Source organism: Gracilinema caldarium (genome assembly GCF_029265695.1).
Taxonomy (GTDB): Bacteria; Spirochaetota; Spirochaetia; order Treponematales; family Breznakiellaceae; genus Gracilinema; species Gracilinema caldarium_A.
The window spans coordinates 1-15004 of record NZ_JAJUHW010000006.1 but is presented as its reverse complement, the minus strand read 5'-3'; the positions used below and the strand labels follow the sequence as shown (position 1 = coordinate 15004).

Below are 15004 nucleotides of genomic sequence, written 5' to 3'. Positions count from 1 at the left end.
AAATACGCTCCTTACAGGTATTTTGACAGGGCTTCCAAGTTTTTATCATTCTTGTAGCTAGAGCCCTCATTATAAATATAGTCGATAAGCTCCTGGTATTTTTCGACAACCTTGTACCGAACTAATTTCATGGTGGAATTGATAAGTCCGTCCTTTTCATTAAATGTTTCAGGGACTATCTGGAAAGTGGCTGGGGTCCAGTTGAGGGGAACCATGTTGCGGTATGAGGCGTCGGATCTGAAGCTATAGAATGAATCTTTGATCAGTTCAAGCAGCTCTTCCCTGGTTTTAGGATGATGCTCTTTGATAAGTTTCCGTACCTGATCGTCATCTAATGTGATAAGGGCGCAGGTAAAACGTTTGTGGTCGTTCCAAACCATGACCTGGTTTACCACCTTTGCTGAGTTAACAATGGCGTCTTCGATGCCTTCTGGGCTGTATTTTTCTCCGTCTGCGGAAATGAGCAGCGCCTTTGCACGGCCGGCGACGGTAAGATATCCGTCCTGATCGAGCCAGCCCAGGTCTCCCGTATGGAGCCATCCGTCCACCAAGGTTTCCTTGGTTGCCTCAGGATTTTTAAAATAGCCCTTCATTACATTGGGGCCGCGGACACAGATTTCTCCCTTTTCACCGGGAGCTGCAACAGTGCCGTCATCCTTGAGGATGCGGATTTCTACATGGTCTAAAGGTATGCCGGAGGTACCCAGTTTGGTGTGTCCTTCTATGTTGGTGGAAATGACTGGAGCGGCTTCGGTCATGCCGTAACCCTGATAGAGGGGCATGCCGAGGGCTCGATAAAATCGCTGCTGTCCAATGTCAAAGCTGGCTCCGCCTCCGGTAAAAAACTGAGCCCGTTTTCCGAAAACTTCAGTTTTTACTTTGTCCAGTACCAGTTTTTTAAGAGGGAAGTAGATGAGGCCGTTTATAAAGGTTGCCAAGGATGGCTGGGGGTAGGAGTTATCACCCCAATAGGCAATACCGGCTTTTATGCCCGTATCAAACAACAATTTGACAATGCCGCCCCGCCGGTCAATTTCTGCCTGCATTTTTTTCATAAAGTTGCTGGAAAGGGCCGGGACGGTCATAAGAAATACCGGTTCAGCTTCTTTCATGTTGATTGGTATATTCCGCAGAATTGCCATGCCGCCGCCGCGGGAGTCAACGAACCATAGTTCAATGCCCCGCTGAATTGCTGCGTGAATACCAACGGTTTGGGCAAAGGAATGGTCAACCGGAAGAATTACGAAGTTCCGGTAGCCTGTTTCTGGAACCTTAAATATGTTTACCGAGTCGAGGCTGTTGATATAATAGTTTTTATGGGTCAGCATGATACCCTTAGGATTGCCGGTAGTACCGGAGGTATAAGAAATGGTTACTACCGTATCTTCGCTGCATTCCTTTTCAATGGTATCGAGCTTTTCCCTGTTCTTATCCAGGGCTGCATTGCCCAGTGCAAGGGCTTCATCGATTCTGAATAATTGATTTTTCGGATACGTACAGGATGAAAGATCCTGATCTTCATCGATTGCGACAATATCAATGGTGCGGCCTGTTTTAGCCTGTATGTCCTGGGCGACCCGGCAAATTTTATCAATATGATTGGCATTGGTCAGGATCATACGTGCTTCTGAATGATCGAGGCGGTAATATATCTCTTCAGGTAAAAGCTTAAATGAAAGAGGGACAGCGATAAGGCCAGCCATTATTATCCCGTATTCGCCGACTATCCAATTGGGTCCGCCTTCGGCGTAAATGGCGACCCGGTCTTGTGCTTGATATCCCCGTTCCAATAGAAAAGACGCAAAACGACGGCTTTCATCAAAACTCTGATTAAAGGTTTTGGATACCCATCCGGAGTCGGTCTTTTTAAATGTGAATGGTTTATCTCCAAAACGCGTACAGGCTTGATTCACCATATCAAACAGGGTTTGCCGCATGGTGCCTCCTTATACATATTTATGAGCTTTACAATATAACAATTTATTTAATATTTGTACACGTCTGACTGAGCACTTACGGGAGAGTAAAATAGTCAGTATTGACAGTTAGTAATAATTGGTTTATAATTTATAGATAAGAATTGTATTATATATTAACAATTCTATGGAGGTTGTTATGAAACGAATCGGCGTAGTTCTTATGTTCTGCGCGTTCGCCATGGGGCTCAGTGCCCAGACGCTAAAGGATGGAAAATATTTTGCCCAGCAAGACGGTTTTGGTTCTTCGGGCTGGAAAAGCCAGGTAGTACTTGAAGTAAAGGGCGGTAAAATTACCGCCGCCAATTGGAACGGGGTGAGCAATATCGCCGGCGCGGTGGACAAGAAGGCTTATGACAAGGCTGGCAACTACAACATGGTAAAATTTGGCAAAGCCCAGGCTGAATGGTACCAACAGGCAGAAAAGGTAGAACAGTATCTTATTAAAACCCAGGATTATAAGTTCAATAAATATACCGATGCGGAAGGACGCACGGATGCAATCTCCGGAGCTTCTATTCATGTAAAAGAGTTTTTTGATCTGGCCCAGAAGGCAATTGCCGCAGGTCCTGTCGCAAAGGGTTCCTATGCAAAGGATGGCTGGTTCTATGCTGAACAGGTGGATTTTGATAAAAATTCTGGCTGGAAAGATACGGTCCTACTGACGGTGGTGAATGGCCGGATCGTCGATGTTGTATGGAACGGAATATCGAACGACAAGGCAAAAAAATCTAAAATTGTTGAATCCGTAAGCGGAAACTATAACATGGTAAAATTCGGCAAAGCCCAGGCTGAGTGGCACGAACAGGCTGTAAAAGCTCAAGCTGCGCTGCTTACCGCCCAGGATCCAGCTAAAATCGCTGTTAAAGCGGACGGTAAGACTGATGCAATTAGCGGTGTTTCGATTGCAGTAGCACCCTTCCTGCAGCTTGCTGCGAATGCACTCAATGCTGCACGGTAATTGCCGCGCTGCACCAGGCATTTATGAAATTGGTTTAAAATGGTAAGCGAGGGGCCTGAGGATTCTCAGGTCCCTCATTTTTTATCAATAGACATACAGATATGAAAATAAAACAACGCCTTGAAGCTCTGGGCCTTTGGGCAAAAAGAACTATCGGAACCCTTTATTATCTGACGATACATCCTGAAACCCCAAAACTTGCTAAAGTTGTAGCTATTATAGCGCTTGCTTATGCCCTTTCACCCATCGATCTCGTACCGGACTTTATTCCTATTCTTGGGTATTTGGATGATCTTGTTATTCTGCCCCTTTTAGTTGGTCTCGCGATAAAGCTGGTGCCCCAAAAACTATTTCAGGTTTGTGAAGCTGAAGCACGGGAGCATCCAGTATCTTTAAAAAAACAGTGGGGGGCTACTGTATTTATTATTCTCTTTTGGCTAGTCATTATTGGGTTAATTCTGAAAACAATACTCGCTGGATTTGGCGGCTAAACCGTAAAAGATCCGCATTATCCAGGTTTGAAAGCTCTATGGGGTGATCCTGAGCTCGGGTTGCTCCTGTATGGTTATCAAAGAGGGCCCACTGTACCGAATTGTTTTGACGCTTAATTTTTAAGGTATAGCGTCCGCTTGGGTTATTGAGAATCTGCAGACCCGATTGCTTAAGAACTTTGATGATGGTGGCAGCTTCGGGTAATTGGCCCTGTATTTCTAAGTTGATGGGGAGTTTGATGCCCTGCTGCAAAAGGGCTCCCCGGTTCAATGCATAGAGTCCTTCGATGCAGACCTGTGCTTCTTTTTGCCTCCCCTGTTTTTTATAGATCTTTGCAAGTTCCATATAGGCATCGGCAATCATGTCTCGTTCCCAGACCGGATCAAATTGGGCAATGGCATTTTCCAGAAGTTCTGGATCCTGTTTCAGTGTTCCCAATTCATAGAGATAGGTAGGACGTGAAGCTTCAATAATACTGGTCTCGAAATGCATTGCTTCTAATAGATACGATTCTGCCCTCCATGGATACTGTTTTAATGCGAGAAAATAATGAATGAGTGCATTCAGTTGCTGATTTCCTGTTCCGTATGCATCGGCGGTTTGGATAGTATAATAGGTGAGTAATAATTGGTGCCAGAGGGCTAGTGTTTTATAATGAATCCAATTAATAGAATGTACCAAGGCTTGTTTAAGTGTTGCATTATAGGTAAACCGCTGGAAGTCTGCGAGTCCCTGATAGGTTTTTACCAAAATGGTGTGGAGGTCCATTTTATAGCGCTCATAATCGGTCCCGTAATTGACCATCCATGAAAGATCACTCTGACTCAGGGTGTTTTCAGCATAAGAGCGGGCATTTTCCAAATTTCCGGTTTGCTGGTACAGTTGGGATAGGTTTATTTTTGATAGCGGAGATGTATCCATCTCATAAGCGGCGTTATATTCGGCATAGGCTTTTGTAAAATCGAGGCGGTGCTGGTACAGTTCTCCTCGGGCAAGGTGACCGGATGCCCGTTCTGCGTATTGCAAAGAAAGGTGGGTACAGTTAAAGGCATCGGCAAAATGATAAAAACGGGTTTCTAATATGGAAAGATTGTAATAGGCTACTGAAAGGAACAGTTTATAGCCGCTTTTTTCCGCCTGTTTTATTGCCCGTTGATAATATTGTTTTGCATCGGTGTATCTGTATTGATCGGAATATATGGTTCCCAATGTCATCTCAAGCCCTTGATCGGGGCCATAACGTTCCAGCGCATCGGTCAGCAGTTTTTCTCCTTCTGCAAGACGATGGGTTTTAAAATACATCCAACCCAGGTCTGCGAGGGCATCCCTGTTGCCCGGATCGAGTAGCAGGATTTTTTGCAGGTAACGAATAGAATCATCATTTTTATTGAGTCTCCCGGCAACGGAGGATAACTGATACAGGATATGGATATTATCTCCTGCTAGTTTTTCTGCCTGCAGATATTCATTCCAGGCAAGTGAATAAAGACCCCGGCTCTCAAATATATCTCCCAATTCGGTGAGTATACGGCTATCATCGGGATACTGTTTTTTTGCATTTTGTAAAATGGTAATAACCTGTTCCCACCGTTCTTCCTGCCGGAGCTGTTGAATTTCCAAGAGTATGTTCTGGATTTCTGTATCTTGAACGTTCGAAGTATTGTTTTGGGCTTGGAGTCCTGACTGGGTGAAGAGGAGAGATCCCATAAATAAGAGAGAGAGTAGTTTTCCGGAAGAACTACAAGAAAAGGGAAAAATCACAGCTAAAAAGCGCTTTATAGGATGTATTCCTTTTTTATATGATTCAACAAATGTCCGATAAGCTGTAGAGATTTCATCCCCTGAGATATCTTGAGCGGGAGGAGCGAAAATTGCCTTTTGATACATGTTGTAGAGGGGGATGATTTTGACTGAAAAGTTATGTTCAATCCGAAATATCTCTTCCTGTAAGGTATACAGTAAGTTCCCCTGAGGCTTTTTATAGATTCCGGTAACACTGAGCTTCTTAATGCTGAATAAAAATAAAGCTTTTGCCGCGGGGCGGTTCTTTTTTGTAATAAACAGGTGATACAAATACCTGCAATAGTGACCATATCCAAAATAAACTACGATGAAGAGGTACAACACCACCACAAGTATGATCCAATGAGAACGGATCCATTTTTGCATTGTTTCAAATGTTAAGGCTCTGTTCTGGGTTTTGGTTTTATCTATAACATCGTTTAAGGGGGAAAGTTTACTCCGGTTCTGAAGAATTTCCCCCAAGAGCCGTTCAAAGGTTTCTTGCTGAGCTCCTTGTGAAAAACGGAATTGTTCATTTTCTGCAAGCTGGGTGCTTGTTGGATCGTATTCTATCCATCCATAACCAGGATAATAGACTTCTACCCATGCATGAGCCATGTTGGAAAGTACAGGGTAATAATTAAAGGCCCCTGTTTCGGGGTTAATAAAAAAACCTACCGCAACTCGGGATGGTATACCCTGGGAGCGGAGCAGGAGCGCCATAGAAAAGGCAAAATAGGAACAGTAACCCTTTTTTGTTTCAAAAAGAAAGCGGCCGAGCTGATCTCCGTCGGATGCTATTCCCGGTTTAAGACTGTAACGGTAATCCCCGTATTTAAGGTATTCGTATATAGCCTGTACTTTTTCCCAGTAAGTTTCTAATCCTTCGGTAATGGAATCTGCCAGTGTTTTAATACGGATGTCACCGCCAAAGTTGGTATACCATTGGTACTCTTGGCTGGATAGGCCGAGCTTGCCTGTTTGATAATCTTTTTCAGGCACCGAATCCAGCAGCTGGAACGGCATGGCTTCGCTGGTTTCGCTTATGACCCGGTATGCAGAAGAAAAAGAAGTGGTATCCCATGCTTTGAGGGGCTGGATGCTCCGGGGACTGTTCAGAGCGATAAGGGCCGAAGGATCAAAATTGATGAGAAAGTATTCCTGTTCAGTATCCCTGCGGTCTTGCCATGCGGGGCTTTGCAAGACAAGTGCCGCTGGGGGAAGTTCCTGGGGATGTTCAGCCTCATCCCATGAAGGATCTCGATAAAAGCCCTTTTTGCTGCCGTATCCAGAAAGAATGTAGCGCCGCAGCAGGATATGGGAGTCCTCTGGATCCTTATGAAGAATGAGGACTAAGTCTTCTTTAAGAGATATTTCGCTTTCGAGCCGCAGAAATTGGGAAAAATCGAATCTAAAAAGATCGGGCTTAATGAGTCCTCCGCCCTGTTCTGCAGCTTGCTCTTCCGCGGGTTTTCGTACGAGCAAAATGGAAAAGAGGCCTATTAATAGAAGTATAAAAAGGGCCCAGAATTTATTTTTTCGATAGCTCTGTACTTTGTAAGGATAGGCTATTAAGAGCGCTGCAAACTGAAGCAGTATAATCAGGGCAAAAACCGCTAGCATCTGAGTAGGCCATAAATAGAAGGTAAAGTTTTTGCTCTTAAACACAAGAAAAAAGAGGAGCAACAGGATGCCGTTTGCGATCCTGTTCCAGTGCAAGGCTTTAAAAGAAAGCTTTGCCATAAAGGTGCTCAAGCCTATCCAGTAAAAAGGAAAAAGGGAAATTATAAAATTCCGGTCAAAAAAAAGAAGGAACCGATCGAAGCTAATCGATTGGCGGGGTACAATAAAACTCGTACAAATCAGCAGTACCTTTAGAATCCATGGAATCGATAAGAGAACAATCAACATCCATTTTTTTTTCAAGGTATATACTTTGGCTCCAGCTAATCCAACAGAAACACCGAGCACAAGACTTATCAGAAAAAACTGGATATTCGAAAGAGGAGCGGTGAGCAGATGTAGATGAAAAAGAAAGATGCCTATTGATATGCTGTATAGTATACTGCTCATGAGAGGAGGACTTCTATGTTGCATGGTGGTTCCCATAATAACGGACACAATTTTCATAGCTTTCTTGAGATAGCTGCGAAGCGAGCACTATGGCAGGATTGATAAAATAGATCTGCCGGGGATTGGGTGCAGTATTGAGTATTTTTTCAAGGACCGAATTGGGTGATGGAATTGTTCGGGGTAGGGCAAGGATAAAAAGGCTCATTTCCCGTGAAAAGTCCGGTATAGAAAAACTATCTCTCATATCTACCGCGTAGGGATAGGCTAAGGTTTTCGCAATGGCGGTTTCCTCAGGACATTTTAGTTCACTTCCTGGAAACCAAAGATTTATAGAAAAATGTGTATGGATCAATTCAAGCGCAAGGGTCAATGCATGGCGGCAAAGTATATCAACTAGTTTACGTCCTTCGGCTTCTGAAAAAATACGGTGGTCCACCGAAGTGTCCAGAACAAGGGTATATTCAGAAACCGGCGGGGGCTCTAATTCTTCCTGTCTGACGAACAGGTCTCCTGAATGGCCGAAGAGCTTCCAGTTTATCCTTCTTGGATCATCTCCGGGAGTATAAGGCCGGTGTTCGGTGAGATCTTCGGTTTTTTGATACACCAGCTCTTCCCGCCTGGAGGAGCCGCCAATCTGAAAACGGAAAGGGAGTCCATTTTCCATCGGTTTGGGGCCAATGATAAGTCTTTCGGTCAAAGTATGTTGAAGACTTATTGCTTGGGTATGGAATCCAAACATATCGGCAATAACAAGGTTATCATCTTCAGCGTAATACACTCCCCGTGAAAACTCTGTTGTGTCAACGGTGATAGAAGGTAATGATACTGGCGATGCTGAATCGGGGGCGGAAACTAGTTTTCTCTGAGGTATTGGAATTGATACAGAGATGTTTTTCTGGTCCTTGGTGACTAAGTGAACTTCATAGGTTGTGAGGATTCCAGGAAAAGTAAAGGGAAAGATATGCCGCAGATTTTGTATCCATAGTTCAAAACGCAAGGATTCTCCAGCAGCTGCCTCTGGGGGATGGATCGTGCATGAGAAAAAGCCGGCTTTTTTTTTGTAAAAATTCAGAAGAATTACAATGTTAGCAAAAAGTCTTATCAACAAGAAAATTGATATGAACCCTGCAAGGGTGAGTATTATTTCCTGTGTTGCTAGACCAACTGCTAAAGTGAGTACTGCCAGTATCCAGGATATAATGGTGACGGTCTTGTTACCGATCGAGGCTGAGTTTATGTTTTTGGCAGATTTCAATGGCAAGCCTCCTCACGAGGGGAGCTCCGTCGGTACGGGGGTCGGCAAATTTGAGCCGGTGACTGAGAACCAGGGGACCCAAGGCGATGATATCTTCGTCTACCACATAATCACGGCCGTTTATAAAGGCATAGGATCGTACCGCCTTGAGCAAGTGCAGGGAAGAGCGGGGACTTGCGCCAAGCCGAATATCCGGGTGGTTTCGGCTTGCCCGGGCAAGATCTACAATGGCTTCTTTAAGTTCTGGATGACAGTATACCTGCTCAACTGCGGCCTTTGCTTCCGATAGGTCCGCTGCAGTCACAACCGGAGTGAGCCCTGCGAGTATCTTTTCTGAGGGGTCAAAATTAAGAATATCCAGTTCCGCTTCTTTATGAGGGTAGCCTAAGGAAAGCCGCATCATGAAACGATCGAGTTGAGCTGCGGGCAGGGGAAAGGTCCCTTCGCTTTCAACAGGATTTTGGGTTGCAATTACCATAAAAGGCGAGGGAACAGGTCGTGTTTCGGAACCTATGGTCACCTGTTGTTCTGCCATGACTTCTAAAAGTGCCGACTGCACTTTAGGTGTCGTTCTATTGATTTCATCTGCCAGGATAAGGTTTGCGAAAATTGGCCCCGGGACAAAACGAAAGTTACGAAGGTCTGGATCAAACACGTCGACGCCGGTAATGTCATAGGGTAAAAGGTCAGGTGTAAATTGAATTCGTTTAAAGGCAAGGGGGCGGCCTTCGTTATCTGCGATAAGATGGGAAAGGGTCTTGGCGACCGTGGTTTTTCCCAGACCGGGGAGATCCTCCAGGAGCACATGGCCCCCGGCGAGCAGAACCGTGATAAGATATTCAAGGAACTCTTCCTTGCCCTTAATGACACTCGCGGCGCCTTCGAGAAGTGCTGAGGGTACCTTTGATATTTCCATTATGTTACCAGCATAGCATTACTGCTGGTCACTTTCAATGTTGTGGTACTTCTAAATTGATTGGCCGGTGCTCCCGCCCTGATTGGTAAATAGCTTCAATAAGAGCTATGGTTTTTCTGCCCTCTTGCCCATCGACCAAGGGCTGTCTGTTTTCGATAATGGCATCGGCAAAGTCTTTGAATTGAAGGGCGTGAAAATAGGTGGTCGCATCGATCTGGTTAAATAAAGCTCGATCTTCCGCTTCCCATTGGGTACATAATGCCTCTTCGCCTGGTACGGTCCATATGTCATTAATAGGCGGTTCAGTAATTTTTGACATACCCGCCACAAACATGGCCCCTCCGTCGGTTTGGACCCCTGCCGATGCACCGGATGAGCCATGTATATGAACCTTGGCGTAAATGCCTGGTTTTTGGGAATTGCTTACCAATATGGTTGCCATGCCCCCTGAGGCAAACCGTAGCAGAGCTAGGGCGGTATCTTCTACTTCTATATAGGGATGGTTGATGTTATCCCAATAGGCGAAGACTTCTGTAACAGGGCCCATAAACCACTGGAGCAGGTCCAGCTGATGGGGTGCCTGGTTTACGAGAACTCCGCCCCCTTCACCTGCCCAGCTTCCCCGCCAAGGATCGCTTTTATAATAAGCCTCGTCCCGCCAGCCAAGCATGGTTACCTGGGCAATCATGGGCTTACCCAGTTTTCCTGTATCGATAGCCTCCCGGATCCGTCTGACCGCAGGATACCAGCGGCGCTGGCTGATAACACCCAATTTCTTATTGTTTTTTGTAGCTGTATAAATAATCCGGTCACAGTCGTCTGTATGGAGGGCCATTGGTTTTTCTATAATGACATGGGCTCCTGCCTCCAGTGCTTCTAAACTGTGTTCTGTATGCTGGGGGTGGGGAGATGCAACGACGACGGCGTCTATATGGGCCTCTCGAATCATAGCTGAAACGTCATCATAGGACTCAATGCCATAGGTCTTTGCAAATTGATCACGTTTTTCCGGATTTCTTCCCCATACTGCGGCGAGTTCTATACCCGGAACTGAACGCAGGGCCTGTGCATGCAGGTGGGCTACCTTGCCGTAGGTTAAAATACCAAATCGTAATTTTTTCATATCATATCTCCAGAACGACCTTAAGGAGCCCAGCTTCTCGGTTATAGAGCCGTTCAAACCAGGCTGCTCCTTCTTTTAGGGGTGCCACGGCACTGATAATCGGAGACAGGTCGATTTTTTTATCCGCCATAAGCTGTAGTGCTAGGGGATATTCGCCTGATATCGCGCAGGAGCCTTGGAGATCTAACTGTCGGGTTACTACTGCCTGGAGGGGTAGGTTAATAAAGGGGCTTACGTTTCCCACCAGAGTCAGTCTGCCGCCTTTTCGGAGTCCTTCTATAGCAGTCCCCACTGTTTTTTCTGTTCCGACAACCTCAAATGCCTTGTCGGCTCCGCGGCCTCCGGTGAGCGATCTTATTTGTTCTCCAATGTTATTGTTGGAAAGCAATACCCTGTCTGCTCCAAGCCCTTTGGCCAGTTCGAGACGCTTTTCATCAATATCGACCGCTATAATTGTACCGGAAGTGTGGAGCCGTAAAAGCTGCAATAGGATAAGGCCGATAAGCCCGGTACCGACGATCAGGACCGAGTCTCCGGGAGAAAGCTGGGCAAGGCTGAGGGCATGGGCGGCTACAGCTACTGGTTCAGCCAGGGCTCCGTGAATAAAATCAACCTGTTCTGGTAATTTATAGAGGACCCGTTCAGGAACGACGATGTATTCGGCGAAAGCCCCATCCTGCTTGTATTCCTGGCAGGATACACCGACTACCCTGCGGTTGTCACAGAGGTTTACCTCTCCACGCTGGCAGTAAAAACACCGGCCGCAGGAAATGGTGGAATCAAAGGTAACCCGGTCTCCAGGCGTAAAATACTTTACCGCGGAACCTACTGCTGCAATAACACCCGCCGCTTCGTGTCCCATGATTATCGGCGGGATCCGTCTTCCCGTGGAACCGTCCATACCGTGGACATCGCTGCCGCAGATAGCGGCGGCCTTGAGCTGTATCAAAACCTGGTCGGGGGCAGAAATAACCGGCACCGGTACATCAACATAACTAAAATGCTTAATCCCATCTAACATAAGGGCTTTCATGATTTACCTCTCTGGTATCAGATTCTGCGTTGGGCAATAACGCTGCGCATCCGTTCAAGGTGGTCAAAACCGGACTGTCCCAACTGTTCCATAATAGATACATAAAGGCAGTCTATAAGGGCTAATTGTACTATCCGGGCAGAGAACGCTTCGGACACAAAAGGCGATGCTTGTGCGTAGGCAAAGAGACTGTGGTTGGCTAGCTTTAAAAGTGGAGACCGGCGGGCATCGGTAATAACGATGAGCTTGGCTCCCTGCTGTTTAATAGTTTCTGCCAAATAAAGTGCATCACGATTTACTCCGGTATGGGAAATAAGAAAGGCCGTGTCCTCCGCTGATAGCTGGGAAGCCTGCATAAGCTGCATGTGAAAATCCATGGGAGCACAACAGGAGAGACCGGTTCGGACCAGTTTATGGTAGGCATCCAAAGCTACGATAGATGAACCGCCAAGGCCAAAGAAAAAAAGGGTTCTGCTTTTTATGCAAAGTTGGGCAATATGCTGTATGAGTTCCGGATCGATATGTTTCAGGGTTTCTTCCATGGCATTGATGTTTGTCTTGAAAACAAGGGAGACCGTAGTTTCTAGGCCTCTATCTATTGCTGTTTCGTATACCCGTTGTTGGGGGCTTGCAATATCGGTTGCCAGGGCAATCCGAAACTGCTGATAACCCGCGTAACCTAATTTTTTAACAAAACGAAACAGGGTAGCCTCTGAAACCCCGATCTGTTCTGCCAGTTCTTCGATGGTTGGATGAACTGAGGAATGGGGGTGTTGCAAAATAAAGTCCGCTATCATTTGTTCTTTGGCGCTCAGTGTATGGCGAACCTCGTGAATTTTTAACATACAGCTTGTATTTGGCATGTTATCAGCATAGCATGAAAAAATATTTCATACAATAAAAAAATATTTCATAAAACAATTGACGGCGTAAAAAAACAGGTTAATAATTAAAAGAAGCTTAACTATTGAAAGGAGGCTTTATGAAACGAAGACTTATCGTTGCTTTTTTAACGATTGCAGTCGTCTTTAGTGCCGCAGCTCAGACCAAATCGATCCGGGTCTTGCTGGCGAACCATCCCTATGCGGAGGTCCTCAAACCCCTCATCGCTGAATATGAAGCGAAAACCGGTGTAAAGGTAAATGTGGAAAGCTATGATGAAAACCAGCTGACCCAGAAATTGACCACCGAATTTGCCACAAAATCTTCTACGGTCGACGTATTTATGACCAGGCCGCTGCAGGAAGGAAAGCTTTTTTACCGCAATGGCTGGTATGAGAACCTAACCCCCTATATCAACAACAATAAAAAGACTCCCGCAAACTATAACTTCGCCGACTATTCTAAGAGCTCTGTCGACGCGGTAACCTATGCGAAGAATGTATACACGATTCCACTTGTTACGGAATGGCAGGTTTTGTATTACCGGACAGATCTCTTTAAACAGGCTGGTTTAAATCCCCCAACGACCTTTGATGAATTGCTAGCGGCGGCAAAAAAACTTCATAATCCCGATAAAAATGTGTACGGAATTGTGTCCCGTGGACAGCGGGGGGCTGCAGTTACCCAATTCTCCACCTATCTATACAATTATGGCGGAGATTTCCTAAAAGACGGAAAGGCTGTGGTGGATACCCCTGAAGCTATAGAGGCCTTTAAATTCTACGGAAAGATGCTTAAAGAATACGGTCCTCCGGGAGTTACCAACATGAGCTGGGCCCAGGGGCAAGCTTTGTTCCAGGCAGGACAGGTAGCTATGTGGACCGATGCAAGCGTTTTCCTGGGCAATCTTAAAGATCCCACCAAGTCCCAGGTAGCGGACAAGGTCGGTGTGGCGCTCATGCCGGCAGGCCCCAAGGGAAATCGGCCTTATATTGTCGTATCCTGGGGTATGGCAGTTTCAAGGCAATCGAAAAACAAGGATCAGGCCTACGATTTCCTCATGTGGGCAACCAGCAAGGATCTGGCAATTAAAGCGATGATCGATAAGGGCATTACCATGGCTCGGAATTCGGTCTGGACTGATGCGAATATCCTTGCCAAGTTTGACCAGCAGCTTGCAACAACGGCGGTTAAAATGGGACCCATCGGTACGCCCTATGATCGGCCCCTGATGACGGCGGTTGGTGAAGCCCGCGATGCCATTGGAGATGTTATTGTACTGGCAATTGATACCGGAGGAACCGGTGATATCGCAGGTGCTGCAAAGGCCGCTGCAAAGAAGGTAAACGAATTGCTTGATGCAGCAGGCGAATTGGGCAAGTAGGCGAAGCCATTGCACCATTAAGAACAATAATTATGAATGGGCTGTTCCATAGGTTTATCCAGTGGATCGGCCCTGTTTTTTACTAGGAGATACAATGCTTGAGAGTTCCTTTGTTGACAGACATATAAAAGTACTTTTTCCGCTTCCGGCGGTACTCTTTGTTGCCCTTATGATGGTTTTTCCTGTGTTCTATACTTTTACAATTAGTTTTTCCAATTGGAATCTGACTTCCGGTTTACCGCCCCGCTTTGTAGGATTGAAAACCTACCTTTCCATTTTACAGGAACCACGTTTTTGGGCAGCCCTGGGCAGAACCTTTTATTTTACACTACTTGCGGTCAGCATCGAGACAGTGCTCGGTATGATATGGGCACTCATTTTAAACAGGGAATTTGTGGGGAAAAACCTGGTTAAAATGAGCTTATTGCTCCCCATGGTGTCTACTCCGGTTGCCATTGGTATTGCTTGGACTCTTTTTTATGAACCTACCATAGGGCTTGCAAACTGGGTGCTTAGATCCGCAGGACTTGCTCCCCTCAAATGGATTGCCGATAAACAGCTTGTCATTCCTTCTCTAGTAATAGTTGATATCTGGCAATGGACCCCCATGATGACCCTCATTATGCTTGCTGGCCTTGCGGGTCTTTCAGTCGAACCCTACGAATCAGCCCGGGTTGATGGGGCTAATGCCTGGCAAATATTTTGGCGGATTACTCTACCCATGGTATCTCCGGTTATTTTAACCGCCGTCGTACTTCGTTCTATCGATGCCCTAAAAACTTATGACATCATATATGCGATGACCAATGGTGGTCCCGGTTTTGCCTCCGAGACCTTGAATATATACGCCTATAATTTGTCTTTTAACTATTTCAGGCTTGGTCATGCCTCGGTTGTACTGTTTTTCTTATTTATGGTGGTCATGATATTAAGCTATCTCGTGGCAAAACTAAGGCAAAAACTGGAGGCGTGAAAGAATATGCATAGATTCAAAATATCCCGTTTGTTTTTTTATTTCCTTGTGTTGTTTATTGTAGTACCGGTCGTGTTTCCCCTTGTATGGATTGTTATATCTTCGCTTAAGACTCAGGTTGATATTACGGCCTATCCGCCGAAATGGATATTTA

The 15004-nt window shown here is 45.7% G+C and carries 11 protein-coding genes; 4 read left to right on the top strand and 7 right to left on the bottom strand.

What is annotated here, in order from left to right; translation table 11 throughout:
* Positions 1–11: 11 nt before the first annotated feature.
* Positions 12–1937 (bottom strand): AMP-dependent synthetase/ligase, encoded by a 1926-nt coding sequence (locus tag Q7P68_RS03435; RefSeq protein WP_304222829.1) that lies wholly within the window; start codon positions 1935–1937, stop codon positions 12–14.
* Positions 1938–2115: 178 nt separating this feature from the next.
* Here Q7P68_RS03435 and Q7P68_RS03430 point away from each other — a divergent pair, with 178 nt between their 5' ends.
* Both Q7P68_RS03430 and Q7P68_RS03425 read left to right on the top strand, forming a co-directional pair.
* On the top strand, positions 2116–2937 hold the full coding sequence (locus Q7P68_RS03430) for an FMN-binding protein (protein ID WP_304222828.1): 822 nt from the start codon (positions 2116–2118) through the stop codon (positions 2935–2937).
* 101 nt (positions 2938–3038) lie between these two features.
* The gene (locus Q7P68_RS03425; protein ID WP_304222826.1) at positions 3039–3428 is read left to right on the top strand and encodes a YkvA family protein; all 390 of its coding nucleotides are present in this window, start codon (positions 3039–3041) and stop codon (positions 3426–3428) included.
* On the opposite strand, the gene Q7P68_RS03420 is transcribed toward Q7P68_RS03425, so the two are convergent.
* From Q7P68_RS03420 to Q7P68_RS03395, 6 genes are read right to left on the bottom strand one after another with little or no spacing between them, the layout of a single operon-like run.
* The gene (locus tag Q7P68_RS03420) at positions 3382–7341 is read right to left on the bottom strand and encodes a transglutaminase domain-containing protein (RefSeq protein ID WP_304222824.1); all 3960 of its coding nucleotides are present in this window, start codon (positions 7339–7341) and stop codon (positions 3382–3384) included. The two genes, Q7P68_RS03425 and Q7P68_RS03420, sit on opposite strands and share 47 nt — an antisense overlap.
* On the bottom strand, positions 7298–8539 hold the full coding sequence (locus Q7P68_RS03415; RefSeq protein WP_304222822.1) for a DUF58 domain-containing protein: 1242 nt from the start codon (positions 8537–8539) through the stop codon (positions 7298–7300). The genes Q7P68_RS03420 and Q7P68_RS03415 overlap by 44 nt, the downstream gene beginning before the upstream one ends.
* Entirely contained in the window at positions 8499–9455 is a 957-nt protein-coding gene (locus tag Q7P68_RS03410) for an AAA family ATPase (protein WP_304222820.1), read from the bottom strand. The genes Q7P68_RS03415 and Q7P68_RS03410 overlap by 41 nt, the downstream gene beginning before the upstream one ends.
* A 34-nt stretch (positions 9456–9489) precedes the next feature.
* Positions 9490–10578, bottom strand: coding sequence for a Gfo/Idh/MocA family protein (locus Q7P68_RS03405; RefSeq protein ID WP_304222819.1), 1089 nt, complete (start codon positions 10576–10578; stop codon positions 9490–9492).
* 1 nt (position 10579) lies between these two features.
* Complete coding sequence (locus Q7P68_RS03400; protein WP_304222817.1) at positions 10580–11611, bottom strand: galactitol-1-phosphate 5-dehydrogenase; 1032 nt, start codon at positions 11609–11611, stop codon at positions 10580–10582.
* 17 nt (positions 11612–11628) lie between these two features.
* On the bottom strand, positions 11629–12474 hold the full coding sequence (locus Q7P68_RS03395) for a MurR/RpiR family transcriptional regulator (protein ID WP_304222815.1): 846 nt from the start codon (positions 12472–12474) through the stop codon (positions 11629–11631).
* A 119-nt stretch (positions 12475–12593) separates the two neighbouring features.
* On the opposite strand from Q7P68_RS03395, the gene Q7P68_RS03390 reads away from it, so the two are divergent.
* Both Q7P68_RS03390 and Q7P68_RS03385 read left to right on the top strand, forming a co-directional pair.
* Complete coding sequence (locus Q7P68_RS03390) at positions 12594–13877, top strand: ABC transporter substrate-binding protein (protein WP_304222813.1); 1284 nt, start codon at positions 12594–12596, stop codon at positions 13875–13877.
* A 94-nt stretch (positions 13878–13971) separates the two neighbouring features.
* Positions 13972–14850: a carbohydrate ABC transporter permease gene (locus Q7P68_RS03385; protein ID WP_304222811.1), complete on the top strand. Its 879-nt coding sequence runs from the start codon at positions 13972–13974 to the stop codon at positions 14848–14850.
* Positions 14851–15004: the final 154 nt, after the last annotated feature.

Bases quoted from the DNA above. Each gene is read 5' to 3' on its own strand.
- Q7P68_RS03435 (WP_304222829.1), bottom strand. From the start codon at position 1,937: ATGCGGCAAACCCTGTTTGATATGGTGAATCAAGCCTGTACGCGTTTT.
- Q7P68_RS03430 (WP_304222828.1), top strand. From the start codon at position 2,116: ATGAAACGAATCGGCGTAGTTCTTATGTTCTGCGCGTTCGCCATGGGG.
- Q7P68_RS03425 (WP_304222826.1), top strand. From the start codon at position 3,039: ATGAAAATAAAACAACGCCTTGAAGCTCTGGGCCTTTGGGCAAAAAGA.
- Q7P68_RS03420 (WP_304222824.1), bottom strand. From the start codon at position 7,341: ATGAAAATTGTGTCCGTTATTATGGGAACCACCATGCAACATAGAAGT.
- Q7P68_RS03410 (WP_304222820.1), bottom strand. From the start codon at position 9,455: ATGGAAATATCAAAGGTACCCTCAGCACTTCTCGAAGGCGCCGCGAGT.
- Q7P68_RS03405 (WP_304222819.1), bottom strand. From the start codon at position 10,578: ATGAAAAAATTACGATTTGGTATTTTAACCTACGGCAAGGTAGCCCAC.
- Q7P68_RS03400 (WP_304222817.1), bottom strand. From the start codon at position 11,611: ATGAAAGCCCTTATGTTAGATGGGATTAAGCATTTTAGTTATGTTGAT.
- Q7P68_RS03395 (WP_304222815.1), bottom strand. From the start codon at position 12,474: ATGCCAAATACAAGCTGTATGTTAAAAATTCACGAGGTTCGCCATACA.
- Q7P68_RS03390 (WP_304222813.1), top strand. From the start codon at position 12,594: ATGAAACGAAGACTTATCGTTGCTTTTTTAACGATTGCAGTCGTCTTT.
- Q7P68_RS03385 (WP_304222811.1), top strand. From the start codon at position 13,972: ATGCTTGAGAGTTCCTTTGTTGACAGACATATAAAAGTACTTTTTCCG.